General features: G+C 48.2%; 14 protein-coding genes and 1 riboswitch. Of the genes, 3 read left to right on the forward strand and 11 right to left on the reverse strand.

Translation table 11 applies throughout. The features are described from left to right. Positions 1-30 precede the first annotated feature (30 nt). Positions 31-1155: a DNA alkylation repair protein gene (locus DFQ01_RS12820; RefSeq protein WP_110044290.1), complete on the reverse strand. Its 1125-nt coding sequence runs from the start codon at positions 1153-1155 to the stop codon at positions 31-33. Between the two features lie 152 nt (positions 1156-1307). Further along, positions 1308-2048 (reverse strand): glycerophosphodiester phosphodiesterase, encoded by a 741-nt coding sequence (locus DFQ01_RS12825; RefSeq protein WP_110044291.1) that lies wholly within the window; start codon positions 2046-2048, stop codon positions 1308-1310. A gap of 222 nt (positions 2049-2270) precedes the next feature. Between DFQ01_RS12825 and DFQ01_RS12830 the strand changes: the two genes are divergently transcribed. Next, positions 2271-3398 (forward strand): AI-2E family transporter, encoded by a 1128-nt coding sequence (locus tag DFQ01_RS12830; RefSeq protein ID WP_110044292.1) that lies wholly within the window; start codon positions 2271-2273, stop codon positions 3396-3398. A 109-nt stretch (positions 3399-3507) separates the two neighbouring features. Here the strand turns inward: DFQ01_RS12830 and DFQ01_RS12835 are convergent, their stop codons facing one another. From DFQ01_RS12835 to DFQ01_RS12875, 9 genes are all read right to left on the reverse strand, one after another. Then, positions 3508-4482, reverse strand: coding sequence for a DMT family transporter (locus tag DFQ01_RS12835; RefSeq protein ID WP_110044293.1), 975 nt, complete (start codon positions 4480-4482; stop codon positions 3508-3510). 143 nt (positions 4483-4625) lie between these two features. Then, a riboswitch (FMN riboswitch) is annotated at positions 4626-4770 on the reverse strand. Between the two features lie 42 nt (positions 4771-4812). Next, a complete protein-coding gene (locus DFQ01_RS12840; protein ID WP_174812674.1) occupies positions 4813-5529 on the reverse strand; it encodes a DedA family protein in 717 nt (238 codons plus the stop codon). Between the two features lie 147 nt (positions 5530-5676). Then, complete coding sequence (locus DFQ01_RS12845) at positions 5677-6135, reverse strand: hypothetical protein (RefSeq protein ID WP_110044295.1); 459 nt, start codon at positions 6133-6135, stop codon at positions 5677-5679. A gap of 2 nt (positions 6136-6137) precedes the next feature. Further along, a complete protein-coding gene (locus DFQ01_RS12850) occupies positions 6138-6920 on the reverse strand; it encodes a hypothetical protein (protein ID WP_110044296.1) in 783 nt (260 codons plus the stop codon). Positions 6921-6955: 35 nt separating this feature from the next. Then, positions 6956-7513 (reverse strand): CBO0543 family protein, encoded by a 558-nt coding sequence (locus tag DFQ01_RS12855; RefSeq protein ID WP_110044297.1) that lies wholly within the window; start codon positions 7511-7513, stop codon positions 6956-6958. A gap of 215 nt (positions 7514-7728) precedes the next feature. Next, positions 7729-8496, reverse strand: a complete 768-nt coding sequence (locus DFQ01_RS12860; protein WP_110044298.1) for an ABC transporter permease — start codon at positions 8494-8496, stop codon at positions 7729-7731. Next, positions 8497-9267, reverse strand: a complete 771-nt coding sequence (locus DFQ01_RS12865; RefSeq protein ID WP_110044299.1) for an ABC transporter ATP-binding protein — start codon at positions 9265-9267, stop codon at positions 8497-8499. 20 nt (positions 9268-9287) lie between these two features. Further along, positions 9288-10157, reverse strand: a complete 870-nt coding sequence (locus tag DFQ01_RS12870; protein ID WP_110044300.1) for a pentapeptide repeat-containing protein — start codon at positions 10155-10157, stop codon at positions 9288-9290. Positions 10158-10170: 13 nt separating this feature from the next. After that, positions 10171-10500 carry a PadR family transcriptional regulator gene (locus DFQ01_RS12875; protein WP_110044301.1) on the reverse strand — a complete coding sequence of 110 codons (330 nt, stop codon included), beginning with the start codon at positions 10498-10500 and terminating at the stop codon, positions 10171-10173. 189 nt (positions 10501-10689) lie between these two features. Here DFQ01_RS12875 and DFQ01_RS12880 point away from each other — a divergent pair, with 189 nt between their 5' ends. Both DFQ01_RS12880 and DFQ01_RS12885 read left to right on the forward strand, forming a co-directional pair. After that, positions 10690-11868, forward strand: coding sequence for an oxalate decarboxylase family bicupin (locus DFQ01_RS12880; RefSeq protein WP_110044302.1), 1179 nt, complete (start codon positions 10690-10692; stop codon positions 11866-11868). A 767-nt stretch (positions 11869-12635) separates the two neighbouring features. Beyond that, on the forward strand, positions 12636-13730 hold the full coding sequence (locus DFQ01_RS12885) for an exosporium leader peptide (RefSeq protein ID WP_245946665.1): 1095 nt from the start codon (positions 12636-12638) through the stop codon (positions 13728-13730). The last annotated feature ends 171 nt before the right edge of the window (positions 13731-13901 follow it).

Here is a 13901-nt window from a genome sequence, read left to right on the forward strand (position 1 = left end):
TCAGCTGCCGTTCATTGGCATTTGGTTATCTCAACTATGCTGCTCCATTGCCGAGCCGTTCAACATGATCGAAGCTGCTGCCGCTTCCACACCGTTCACGAGAAGGACAACCCGGTGTTCGCCCGGATAATGCTTACGGGTCGTCAAGTCGGCAAAATGATGCATCCGTTTACCTGAGACGATACTGCCGCCTGGCACGGTCTTGTCCGACAGCAGAAACAGCTTTCGTGACGTTTGTCCCTTGGCCTTCACGAAATCGATGCCGTATTCGACCCGAATACGGGCGGGATCACCATCTCGTACTCGTAACTCGTATTGCAGCTCGCAGCTGTCGCCGATTATGAGCGCAGACGGCTTCATCTCAATTGCTGCCGATACAGCAAGCGGTGCTCCTTCTGCTTCTTCGGCGTAGCCGAACAGCGCTAACGCTGCCGGATCGGCTTGTCGGATTAGTGTCCTGCACGCATGGCGAACGATCCAGTTGGTGTCTGGATGAATGCCGATCCAGCTCTTGGCTGTTTCGAGCACGAGCTGTGGATGATCTTTGGCGATGTCATTCAGATTGTTGGCTACACTTTTACGCACGTAAAGCGACGGATCAGCTTTCAGCAGCTCTAATACTTCCAGCACAGGTGCTGGCTCGCGCTTGAACGCCGGAAGCGATTGCCCCCACGGCAGCCGTGGTCTGCAGCCCTCGCTGGCCAGACGTCTCACATGCTCGTTCGGATGCAGCGACCATTCGAGCATTTGCTTCATTGCTCTCGCTGGATCACTCACAATGAAGGAACGTATTGCGAATTCAGCTGACGAACGCGCCGTAAACCGTTCAAGCGCCCGCATGGACAGCTCCCAATCGTCTTCCGCTGCGCCGTACACCTCAACGAAATCTGGGAAAAACAAATAAGGAAACCCGACACATTGCTCATCAATCTGGAACAGAACGTCGATCGCGTCGGCATAAAGATCAGGCAAATGTTTCCCCAATACGGACGCAATCTGGCGAATGCGCCCTTTCAGCTCCAGCGCTTCCCATCCTTCATCGAGCACGTCTGAAACGAAGCGCTCGGTTTGGAATGGACGATAGGCACCTTGAACCTTCATGCCGAATTCCCGTAGAAATGTTTCGTGGTACATATTTTTTAAAGGCTCTGCCATAATTGAATTAGTCCTCCTGCATGCAAACTGATGTTCCCATACAAGAGTTTACCATACCCGATGCCCGAATGCATTTCTTCTATATAAAAAATAGACCTTGGGATTAAGCTCTTCCTCCCCAAGGACTATTCCTCTTCCTCTTGCGATGCGCCTTACGCTTCGTATTCCTTGATCAATTCACCGAGACGATCCGGATAGTCGGTGATGATGCCCGCCACGCCCGCCTTCAACAGCCGCATCATTTCAGCCGGTTCGTTCACTGTCCATGGATGGTACACGATGCCCTGTTCTGCTGCTTGTGCCGCCCACTCCGGCAGCACCGCGTAATGGTAGGCATGAAGCGCACTCGCTCCGAGTCGCGCGGCGTACTCCCACGGCTCGTAGAGACCTTCCGCATACAGCACGCCGGTCCGAACCTCAGGGGCAAGCTGCTTGCACAGCGCAAGCGAATAGTGATTGAAGCTGGAGATGATGATCCTCTCGCTCAAACCTTGGAGACGAATCTCTTCAATGACGGCATTCTCAAGGCCGGGATAAAGAGCAATCCCATTTTTCAATTCGATGTTGATTTGTACGCCTTCATGTGGCTTTACCAGTTCAAGCAATTCGCGAAGTGTCGGAATGCGCTCGTCCGCGAATTGCGGACCGAACCACGAGCCGGCGTCCAACAGCTTCAGCTCTTCCAACGTAACATCCTTCACCAGTTTAGGTGAACCGGCCGTTCTTTGCAGAGATTCGTCATGGATCAGGACCAGGTGTCCGTCTGATGTCATTTGAACGTCTGTCTCAATTCCTGTGGCTCCGAGCTCCAATGCGCGTTGGAACGCGGCCATCGTATTCTCCGGACAATAAGCAGATGCTCCTCGATGAGCAAAGTTCAGAACAGTGTTCAATGGAATGACCTCCAGTTCAATGATTGGAATGGCATTATACCCGGATTATATCGGACAAAGATGCGGGATATGTAATCTCCGTGTTAAAAAAGCGAATCGTGATTTGATCAAAGCTCGTCTCACCATTATGATGTATATATGTGGTTAGTCGCTCTGCTTACATACGAAAGGATGTGCTTCCGTTTGCCTAGTTCTCGCCAGTTGACCGAAAGATTGAAATTCATGCTTTTGAATCAAAAGTTATTCACCTTCCTTCTTATATTGCTGATGATTGGGCTGAATATTTTCATTATCAGTAAAATAACCTTTGTCTTTCATCCCCTTAAAATTTTGATTGAAACAGTATTTCTGCCTATTCTGCTAACCGGCGTTGCCTATTATTTGCTTAATCCGATCGTGGAGCTGCTCGAGAAATATCGTGTCAAAAGAGTCTATTCGATTCTAGCCCTATATCTGATCGTAGCAGGTATCATTACACTTATTGTCACTGCCGTGATTCCACCTCTAAGAGAACAAATCAAAGGCTTGATCGATCAATTTCCAGATTTCAGTCGAGAAGCACAGCTTCGATTTGAAGATCTTATCGGCAGTGAATATTTCAATCAATTCCAGCAAGCGACTGGATTTGATGCCGCAAGCATAACAGAAACCTTCTCGAGTTATGCAACCAATATTCTGAACAATGCTTGGAGCAGCATTGGAGGATTTGTCGGCGCGTTAACCGAAACGGTGCTGTCGATTATCGTTGTTCCATTTATTTTGTTCTACCTATTGAAAGATCGGCGTAAATTGGCTCCATATGTGCTAGGTTTTCTGCCGACCAAATTACGCAATCGATCATTCACGGTCATGCTGGAGATGAACCACCAGATCAGCTCTTATATTCGCGGGCAAATCCTTGATAGTCTTTGCGTAGGCTTGCTCTTGTACATTGGTTATTTAATTATCGGTTTGGATTATTCGCTCGTTCTTGCCGTCGTGGCCGCCTGCACGAGCGTCGTTCCTTATCTAGGGCCTGCGATTGCCATTGCCCCGGCATTAGTTGTTGCGATGGTGACTTCACCGGTCATGCTGCTGAAAATGGTCGTAGTCTGGACGGTTATTCAGCTATTTGAAGGTAAAGTCATTACGCCTCAAATCATGGGTAAGGCCATGCGGATTCATCCGATTACGATCATCTTCGTCATCCTTACGGCTGGCAAGCTATTCGGCATTCTCGGCATCATTCTTGCGGTTCCGGGATATGCCATTCTGAAGGTTATTGTCACGCATCTGTTCAGATGGTTCAAATCCCGTTCCGGCTTGTATGAATCGAGTCCAGAGGCAGATGATCTGGTGCCTAAAGCCTGACAAATAAAAAAGCCGCGAGCAATCGCGGCTTCGAGAGAAGGCGAACTTCAATGTTCGCCTTCTTTTATTATTATGTGGATCACGAACCTATCGATTATCGTTCCAACAGTTAGATCGTCGCGGGCCTGATGACCCCTTCCGATTGAACAGAGCGTTCTTGCTGGCGTGATAGGACAAGCAGCGTTGCCCAGATTAAGATAAAGCCCATGATCTGCGTGAAGGTGGTCGCCTGATGGAATACCGCATAATTGATCAGAACGCCGACCATCGGGAAGCTTAGCTCCGCTAGTGTAGCATAGGAAGCTTTGATCGCACTTAAGCCTTTATAGTACAGCAGCAAGCTCAGCAGTCCTGGCAGCAACGCTTGGAGCAGCAGGTTGAGGCCGATCATAGCCGTGCCGCTCGCTTCGCTTGGGAGCGTCCATAGCTGGTGCTCGCCAAGGGTCATCGCCAGCAGAAGCGGGAGCGCAAGAATAAAGCGCAGCGACGTCACGGTCTCGTAGTTGACGGCTCTCAGCAGGTAGCGTCCCATAACGGTAGAGCCACCCCACAGCAGTGCTGCTCCGATCGACATTAGGCTGCCTGCCTTCAGCATCTCGTGGATATTGGAGAATGGCGGCTTAACACCGAACGTTAGTAAATACGTACCGAAGATCGCAATGAGGAACAGCATGCCGAACGATCTTGGCAATCGCTCCTTCAGCATCCATCTCGCCATCAGAATGGCGAACAGCGGCTGAAGCTTCTGCAGCAGCAGCACCGAGTTCAAATCGCCTGATGCAAGGCCTTTCGTGAACAGCACCGTTGCGAGCGCAGAACCGCCCCACGACACGAACAATAGCGCGCCAATGTGGCGAAGCTTGAACTTACGAAGCTGCTGTCGATGCTTCCACAGCACAGGGGCCATGAACAGCACCAGAATAACATGCTCCAGCAGCGCGATCTGGGTCGAGCTGAGATAATCGAGCAATAACACGCGGAATAGCGGATCGACTCCCCACAAGGCGGAGCCCAGCACGACAAACCAAAACGCAGGTTTGACAGCTTGATTCTTAAACAAAGATAGTGAAGTCAAGTTACTCATGGTTGAATGCTCCTTCTCGTGCATCCAACCTTCAGGGTTGAAATGATTCTTTATGGAGTTGCTAAAGAAAAGCCCCGTTTCGCTAGTGAAAACACGAAACGGGGCTGGCCAAATAAAACATGCGTAAAAGCATGTTTTGAAATGGCGATCTTCTCCCATCCGGACTTTACCGTCGGCCTTGGATTCTCACCAAGTCAGTCCCCTTGCCGTTAGACGGCTCAGAGAGTCGCGGGCTTCGCTGTGCAGCGTCACCGCCGGTCAGGAATTTCACCTGCCCCGAAGATCAGTATGCTAAAATTTGATTTGAATATGATAAAGCCACTATATCTTTCATCCTGTTCTGCGACTATGATGATAATCACACGCACGATAAAAAAGTAAGTAGCGAATATGTTTTCTTATCTTACGTTCAACGACGGTTCTTGTCAAGCTCCAAAACAGCTTCTTCATCCGTTCAACCACTTGCGAGCCGTATTTGCGGTATATATAGATAAGGACGGCGACCATAGCCGAGGCGATGCCGAACATGATCATATACCGGTTTACAGTCGAATGGTACTGCTCCCATTGGGGACCAAGCAGCTTCCCCATGGAGATAAACAAGCTAGCCCAGAAGATGGCGCCGGAATAAGCATATAGCGCATATCGTTGGAAAGACACACGAGTAACTCCACAGAAATAACCGGTAATATGCCGTACGCCAGGTATAAAATAAGCCACGAACAGCAGCTTATCACCGTACTTCTCAAACCAGACGGTCATCCTGTTCAGTCGCTCTTCCGAGAAGTGGATCATTTTCCCATGACGTATGATGAAAGGCCTTCCTAATCGATAGCCTATCCAATAGGATAACGTCACACCAAGTACAACGCCCAAGCTTGCAGATGCAATGCTGGCAAACCAGTTCAATTTATGTTCGTATACAAATAGGCCAATGTATCCCATCATCATTTCGCCGGGCAGCGGCAATGCTAACATTTCGAAGAGCAGGAACAGAAGGATGATCCAATATCCGTAATGTTCCAGAAGGTTCGATAACAATTCCAAGGCTGATCTCCTCCCTATTCTTTGGTGATTGGTGCGTACTTTAGAAAGGACAGCTTCGTTATTGAAATTGTTCATCGATACAGAAATCTAATATATCCCACTTAACCTAGCAAAGAGGCTCCCGTCGATAGGAGGCCTCTGCTCTTCTTATTTGGTTATAGCCAAGCCAAGCGCTTTGTGGTCCCAAAGTATATCTTCTGCAACGGATACCTGATGGTCCTCGCACGTTACAATTAGGATGACCTCGCTTGTCTTCCCTTTTTTGAGCTGAAGTTGATTTTTGTTGCGTTTCAACCGATATATGACCCAGCTCATCGCAGTTCCGATAAGAAAGCCAACAAATGCTCCGCCAATTCCCCAAATGATAGGTCCTCCTGGCCATACGAAGCCTTTGCTGGCACCGATGGTTCCAAGCATAAAGGCGAAGATCATCCCTTTATCGATAAAGGACATGCCGTCCGCACGGTGGATACTATCAAGAAGCCTCGGCTCTTTCTTGCGCAGATCAAGCGGTACGGCGTAGATGGTCGTTATTCCTTTCTGCTCAAGCTCTGTAATGGCGATTTCAACAAAGGTCGAATATTCGAATGTGGCCAAAATTTGCATCGTCATTGATCTCCAATTGTGATATGATGTCCAGCCGGCTGGTAATTTTCGATAAGGTAATGTTTTTGAACATCATTAAACAGCTTGTTATTTTCTACGGTATTCGTATAGGCATCATATAAGGTGAAGAAATAAAACGAAGGGTAATACAATAACCATTGTTTATCTAGAACCGAAGTAGAAGCGGCTATATCCCCTAATATTAAATCATGCAACGCTAAGATTAGATTAGAGTGCCATATCATGATTAGCGTACTTGTCAGTATAAAGGTGGCCAATACAATACGATGCAGGTACAGTTGGCCAAGGCTAGGGATTCCCATAGACCAAATCACAGCGACCCACGGACTGCGTTTATCAAGGTAATTGATCTCCAATGCGCCGATGCTGAACTCGTTGAAGCGTCCGTTTTCCCTTTGCGCCAGCAGGTAAATTTTGTTTAAATCAACAGCTGTTCGATAACTGTCGTAAATGGCAAATAAGTAGACGGGAATGTAAAGGGACATAAATTTAGGGTCCATCACATCTCGAGCTGCCTCGAATTGACCGTTAAATGTATGTACGATAGCCAAATTCAAATGGATTTTTTGGTTAATGAACATCTCCCACAGAATCAGCGCATATCCGCGCAAATATTTGTTTAAGAGCAAATGCCCAAACCCTGGAAAAGCCATAGACCAGCAGGCAATTGTTATCGGATTACGCTTGTGCAGCTGCGTTGTACCTAAGATGCTAACATGCGCCATGTAGCGTCTGTTACGAAATTGGTTTCTGAAATTTTCCATGAAGTCCCCTCCCTTTCGGCTGCCATTTGCTGATGTTATGCAGATTGTTTGCTTTTGCGAATAATCATTTCAACGATCCATTTAACGAGTAGAGCCTTCGCTATATAGACTGGGAACGAGTAGATATATTTCCATTTATCCAGGTCATAGATATGCAGCCAGACCAAGAGGGGCTCTGCAACGAAAGAAAAGACGGCAGACATCATCACATTTGCAATGACAAAAGATTTCCAGCTTCTAAAGTATTGATAAATTAACATGTGACATACGGGTAATACTGCAAAATCGACCGGGTGCAGGCGTGGCATTAACCTTATGAGCTGATAAGGGTAAGACCATAATCCAAGCTCGCCGCCAGTATCATCAAGAAGTACAACGATGATGGAGATTATCGAACCAAACAGTAAAATCTCCCTTAGCTTCGATTTATCAACGAGTCTGCACCAAATGATCCACGGTATAACCGCAATGACTAATAAAAGCCACCACTGGAACGAAAAGAGATCATGGTGATAGAAGTACTGCTTTCTCAATTCAGAAAGCTCGTGATCCACTTTCTTGATCTCATCGAAGGTAGGATTGTGGTATGACATGTGTGAATGCAGCTCCCTCAATATTCGTCTAAACTAAACTATTTCCACTAAAGCCACTACTTATTTACGGGAAATCAATTTTGACATTTTGTCAGCATTGGACAAAACAAAAAGCACCTCCGATTTGGAAGTGCTCATTTTATATCCAAATTGTCTTGATGTCCGTCTTCATCATCCCCCGATGGCTTATCTTTTTTATGTTCGCTTACTCTTCCCTACACCCTCCTTTGATGTGCTCTCATCGCAAAGAAGTATGCGACAACCACAATGCCTAGGCACCAAGCAAGTGCAATCCAGATATCGTTGTGGAGCGGTTGGCCTGAGAGCAATGCACGAATGGATTCTACAATGGAGGTTACCGGTTGATTCTCGGCGAAGACGCGAACGACAGTCGGCATGGAAGCGGTTGGAACGAATGCGGAACTGATAAAGGGCAGGAAGATTAGCGGATAGGAAAAGGCGCTGGCACCATCGACTGTTTTGGCGGATAAACCGGCAATTGCTGCAACCCACGTCAAGGCGAGTGTGAACAGCGCAAGTATACCGGCTACAGCAAGCCATGGCAGAATGCCTGCGGACGAACGGAAGCCCATGATTAACGCTACAAGAAGAATAACAACCACAGAGATAGCATTGGATACTAATGAAGTCAGCACATGGCCCCACAGCAAGGCGGAACGCGAAATCGGCATGGTGTTGAATCGTTCGAATATGCCTCGCTGCACATCAGTGAACAAACGAAATGCCGTGTATGATATACCGCTTGCGATTGCCATTAACAGAATGCCAGGCAGCAGGTAATTCACATAGTTATTGGTACCGGTTTGGATAGCGCCGCCGAGTACATACACGAATAGCAGCATCATTGCGATCGGCATGATGGTAACGGTAATAATCGTATCCATACTGCGGGATATATGACGCATGGAACGTCCGAGCATAACGCTAATGTCGATGAAGAAATGCTTCTTTGTTGTTTCCATTTACTCCGCCTCCTTCTTACCGATAATTGCAAGGAAGATTTCCTCTAACGTTGGTTGTTTCTCGATATACTCTACCTTTGAAGTAGGGAACCTCTTCTTCAGCTCCGAGAGCGTGCCGTTCGCGATAATCCTGCCTTCATGAAGAATAGCAATTCGATCAGCAAGCTGCTCGGCCTCTTCGAGATATTGCGTCGTTAACAACACGGTCATCCCTGTGTCGGCAAGCTGCTTGACGACCTTCCATACCTCGATACGAGCTTCAGGATCCAGGCCTGTGGTCGGTTCATCGAGGAATAGAATCTGCGGTTTGCCTACGATGCTTAAGGCGATGTCCAGCCTACGCCGCATCCCCCCTGAGTACGTGGACACCCTGCGGTCTGCAGCATCAGATAGACCGAAGCGTTGTAACATCTCTTCCGCAACCTGACGCGGGTTTTTGAGATATCTAAGTTTTGCGATCATGATTAGATTCTCGCGACCTGTTAGAATTTCATCCACGGCGGCAAACTGGCCGGTCAGGCTAATGGCCTGCCGCACGTGATCAGGACTAGAAGCAACATCGAACCCGTTGATGGCTGCGGTGCCTCCGTCTGGTTTGAGCAGCGTGGTGAGGATTTTGACGAGCGTTGTTTTACCTGCCCCATTGGAGCCGAGGAGAGCGAATATACTGCCCTTCTCGACTTCGAGGTCCACACCTTTAAGCACTTGCAGCTGCTTGTAGGATTTATGCAGTCCTCTGACTTGGATAGGCATCGCCTGTGCGGTTTGCATCGGAATCCCTCCCTTTTTCATTAAACGACCGTTACTTTTGACAAATCGACGACCCACAGGCTTTTCAAGGCAGTATAAGTTAACTTATCCATCGTCGCACCGTCGAAGCTGACGGTTTTGAAGTCTTTGTATGACCTGTTTGTCAAGGAGAATGGTAGACGGAATGATACGTTCTTGAGCGTCGCTCCTTGGAACGAAGCGTTGTTCAGCGCCGACCTGTCAAACGTAACGCCGTTGAGGCTCATCCCTTCGAAGCTTATTCCTCGTAAGTCGCAATAGTTGAAGTTCACGCCGTTAAAGAAACAGTTGTCAAATAGCGTCTTTCTAAGGTCGGTCTTCGATATCGTGACGTCGGTCAATTTCACGTCTTTGAATTGTGCGCCGTCCAGGCCAGACGTGTTGAAGTGGGTGCGAACAAGGATTGATTGATTGAAGCTGGCATTTGTCAGGGTACTGACGGAAAGGCTGCAGTCGGTCAGATTGGTGCGGTCAAAATTAGCATTCGTTGCATCGCTTGTCGCAAACGTGCTGCCGGTCAAGTCTGCGCCAGTAAAGTCAGCTCCGCGTAATGCGCTCGCTTTGAATTTACCGTTGCGTAATGTAACGCCGGCGAAGTCACTCTCTTGCAGATCCTTTGCTTTGAGGTTGATCTTCACTTGCCGTTCCAGTGAACGGGAGAGATTGGCAACCTCCAGAATCGTTTGCTCGATGTCGCCGATGCTTTCAACCGTCATCTTGAACGCAGTCTCTTCGTCCCTTCCCTCAGCTACGAGTTCTTGGTATCGCTCCTGCAAGTCGGCGTGCAGGTCCGCTTTTAATTCGGTGACGCTCTTCACCCCTTCGTATGGCATAAAAACACTGTTCAAGTAATCCGTCAATTTTTGGTTCATAATAGCCATCTCCTTATAATAGGTTTTCGAGTACGCGCTTGGCATACTCCCAGTTGCTTTTGTTGCGGTCGTACGTTTCTTTGCCTTTGTTCGTTATTCGAAAATATTTGCGCCGTCCGCCCTGTGATTCATCGCCCCAATACCACTCGATGTCGCCGTCCGCTTCAAGCCGCCGGAAGCTGGAGTACATCGTTGCTTCCTTAAGCTCATACTCGCCTTCCGAACGTTCGGCAATCAGCTTGACGATCTCGTATCCGTAACGATCAGCTTCAGACAATAACCTTAATATCATCGTGTCTGTATGTCCGCGCAGCAGGTCGGATGTGATCTTGTTCTCACTCATACCATCACCTCCATATCTGCATGATAAGGCATATTACTATGACAGTCAAGGTACTTTCGTAAACATAATACTCTGATGAGGATAAAACGTGCATCCCAAACACAAAAAAACCGCTCATGACGCGGGAATCCATCGTTTCTCTAAGTCATATAGATGATACGAATAGAAGAGATCTTAAGGAGGATCAGCATGTCCCAAGATCAGCCTATCAGCAATAACAATCCAAAGGCGTTCATCCCGCAGCCTTACCGTGTTAGTGACGGTTTCGGAGGGCTTGATCTTGGCCCGCGCGATATGATGCGAGACAAGGAAAATCCGAACATGCTCGTCCCTCCTCCTACAGATAACGGGTTGCTGCCGAATTTGAAAATGTCGTTTTCAGATACGCATATGCAGCTGAACAAAGGCGGATGGTCACGTGAAATAACGGTACGAGACCTCCCCATCGCCACGACGTTGGCCGGCGTCAACATGAGCCTTCGCCCAGGAGGCGTGCGTGAGCTGCATTGGCACCAGCAGGCGGAATGGGCTTTTATGATTTGGGGCTGTGCTCGCATTACAGCAGTGGATTGGCATGGACGTAATTTTATCGCAGACGTTGGTCAGGGCGATCTATGGTATTTTCCTGCGGGACTGCCGCACTCGATTCAAGCTCTGGAAGGAGGCTGCGAGTTTCTGCTCGTCTTCGATGACGGCAGCTTCTCGGATCTGAATACCCTCTCGATTTCCGATTGGTTCGCTCATACGCCGAAGGATGTTCTCGCCGCTAACTTCGGCATCCCGGTCGAATCGTTTAATGGCATCCCGCAAGAGCAGGTGTATATTTATCAAGATCAGGTACCGGGCTCGATTGAGAGTGAGAAGATCCAATCCCCATTTGGCACGATTCCGCTCTCGTTCAAGCACTCCTTAATGGCGCAGGAGCCGATTGTCTCGCCCGGAGGTACTGTCCGCATTGCGGATTCCAGCAACTTCCCGATTGCCAGAACCATCGCAGCAGCACTTGTTGAGATCAAACCCGGCGCGATGCGTGAGCTGCACTGGCACCCGAACAATGACGAATGGCAGTATTACCTATCCGGGCAAGCCCGCATGACCGTATTTGGCGGCAACGGCGTCGCTCGGACGTTCGATTATCGTGCCGGTGACGTCGGATACGTACCGTTTGCAATGGGACACTACGTGCAGAACACGGGTAAAGATACAGTCTGGTTTCTTGAGATGTTCAAGGCGCCGCGCTTCGAGGATATATCGCTCAACCAATGGATGGCGCTTACGCCGCACCAGCTTGTGCAATCCAACTTGAACGCATCGCCGGAGCTGATGAAATCGCTTCGCAAGGTCAAATGGCCGGTTGTCAACTATTAATTACAACATACCATTGCGAGTTCGGGGCAGGTCCCTCCCCTTTTTATTCTGGTGATAAACCCCAAAATGACCGAGCAGGAATTAATCTGCTGCGGTCATTCGTTATTTTTAGCGCTATAAAGCTTATGGCTAAACAAGTTGGGACCTTATTGGGTAGTAGTCGATAACTACGGCGAACGTTGCGCTCTAGTCTATTAGGACAGACTGTTCGTTTACCCTGGGGTTAATGTCTATCTTTGCGCTTATATCGGGTTACTCGCTTATACCAGATAGACCAATCTACATACTATGTTCCCAAGGATATCGAAGGGGAAGGTGATATGAGGTTGCGCCTTAAGAAGCTCTCGCGCATTAACGCTTCGACTGTAGGTCGGAAAAAGTCAGGATTCAGGAAATGCATCCGGCTGTGCAAATGCTGCAAGAAAAGACCTTGCATCAATATGCTCACAGACCAGGAAGTTCTAAGGCTGAAGCATATTTTGAAGGAAGTAGCCGAATGTTTACCGCCAGCCATCCTTCATCAAGATGAAGCTATGCTTAAGGATCTAAGGATCCAGATGCAGCGCATGTCTCGGTTATTGCGCAAGTCAAAACTCTGTTTCAATGTCAAAACAGAGATGACGACCATCATCAACCAATTCGTGACGATATTAAAGACGTTTCCGATAGCCACCCTCCAAGTGTTTACGCAGATCGAATTAGTACTCACGCAGCTCGCCGTCACAGTTCAAGTCCTACAGAACAATCAAACGGTTATAAACAATCTCATGAATGAGATTCAGAATGTTGTTAATGTGATCATTACCATCTTGCTACAGCCAGGCGCGCCCGGAATGCCTGGTCCTCCCGGCCCTCCTGGACTTCCCGGAACGCAAGGGCCTGCCGGCCCACCGGGACCACCTGGGCCTGGGTGCATCGAGCCTTTGCCAGTGGCCACTCAGATCATCATTGTCAACAAAGCTGGAAACGATGAGACCGCTGACGGCAGCGAGTGTCATCCTTTCCTGACGATCACCGCGGCAATGTCCTCCATTATGGATGCAACGCCAGCCAAGCGGTATGCAATTTCAATCGGGCCCGGTAACTATACAGAGCCATTAGTCCATTTAAAGGCGAATGTGCAACTCGTCGGAACGAGTACCCTGCTAACCCGCTTATCAATACCTTTCGATATTAATGATCCCTCATGGTTTGAAACCGGATTTGTTAACGACAATCGGTCCGGATTCGTTGATCTGACGTTGCTGACGGGCCCGCTTGATTTTAACTTTGTGACAGCCAGCAGTTTCAGCGGTAAATTATTTTTCGTCAGCGTCAATTTAACGCCTACCCCGGTTTTTACTGCGCTAACAACCTCTGTCAATCAGGTTAACATTCGCGACTCGATGCTATCAGGCGGATATACGCAAAATGGGATTAACATGTTTATGTTCGCATCATTCGTTCCCAGCGGAAACATTACGATCAATTCGCAAGCCGCGACCGATACGCAGGTGAATCTCGTCGGCGGCGGAATCAACGGCAATGTGATCATCAACGTTCAATCCGGTCATATTCCGATCGATCCAATGAATCTAACCAGTTTTGCTATTACAGAAAATATTTTCAATCCATTCCCAAACTCCGGGAGATTGATTATTAACGGTGTTAATAATGTAATTACAAGGGTTAGGGCAACCGAGGATTCGATACCGATCCGTTCACGTGTAACGCTCGTTGGAACAAACACCACTTTAATCAGAGTGGATGACGCATTCGGTTTAGCGTATACACCTGGAAATCCAGCTGATTGGTCTGGGCCACCTCCGACAACCGTTCAAGAAGCATTGGATCGAATTGCTGCTAAGATAAGTCCTGTATAATTGGACAAAGCTTGACGCAAAAGAAACCCGACGTTTATTAGAAAACGCGGGTTTTTCGCGGTTTCCTTCGGATGCCACCTCTATTCAAATTAAAAGCCTTCTAGATCTGAGCTCACCAATGTATAGATAACGTATGCCCCTTTTTTAACTGAAACGGCCTCAATACTGTGG

Origin of the sequence: Paenibacillus cellulosilyticus, assembly GCF_003182255.1 — a bacterium.
Classification (GTDB): domain Bacteria; phylum Bacillota; class Bacilli; order Paenibacillales; family Paenibacillaceae; genus Paenibacillus_T; species Paenibacillus_T cellulosilyticus.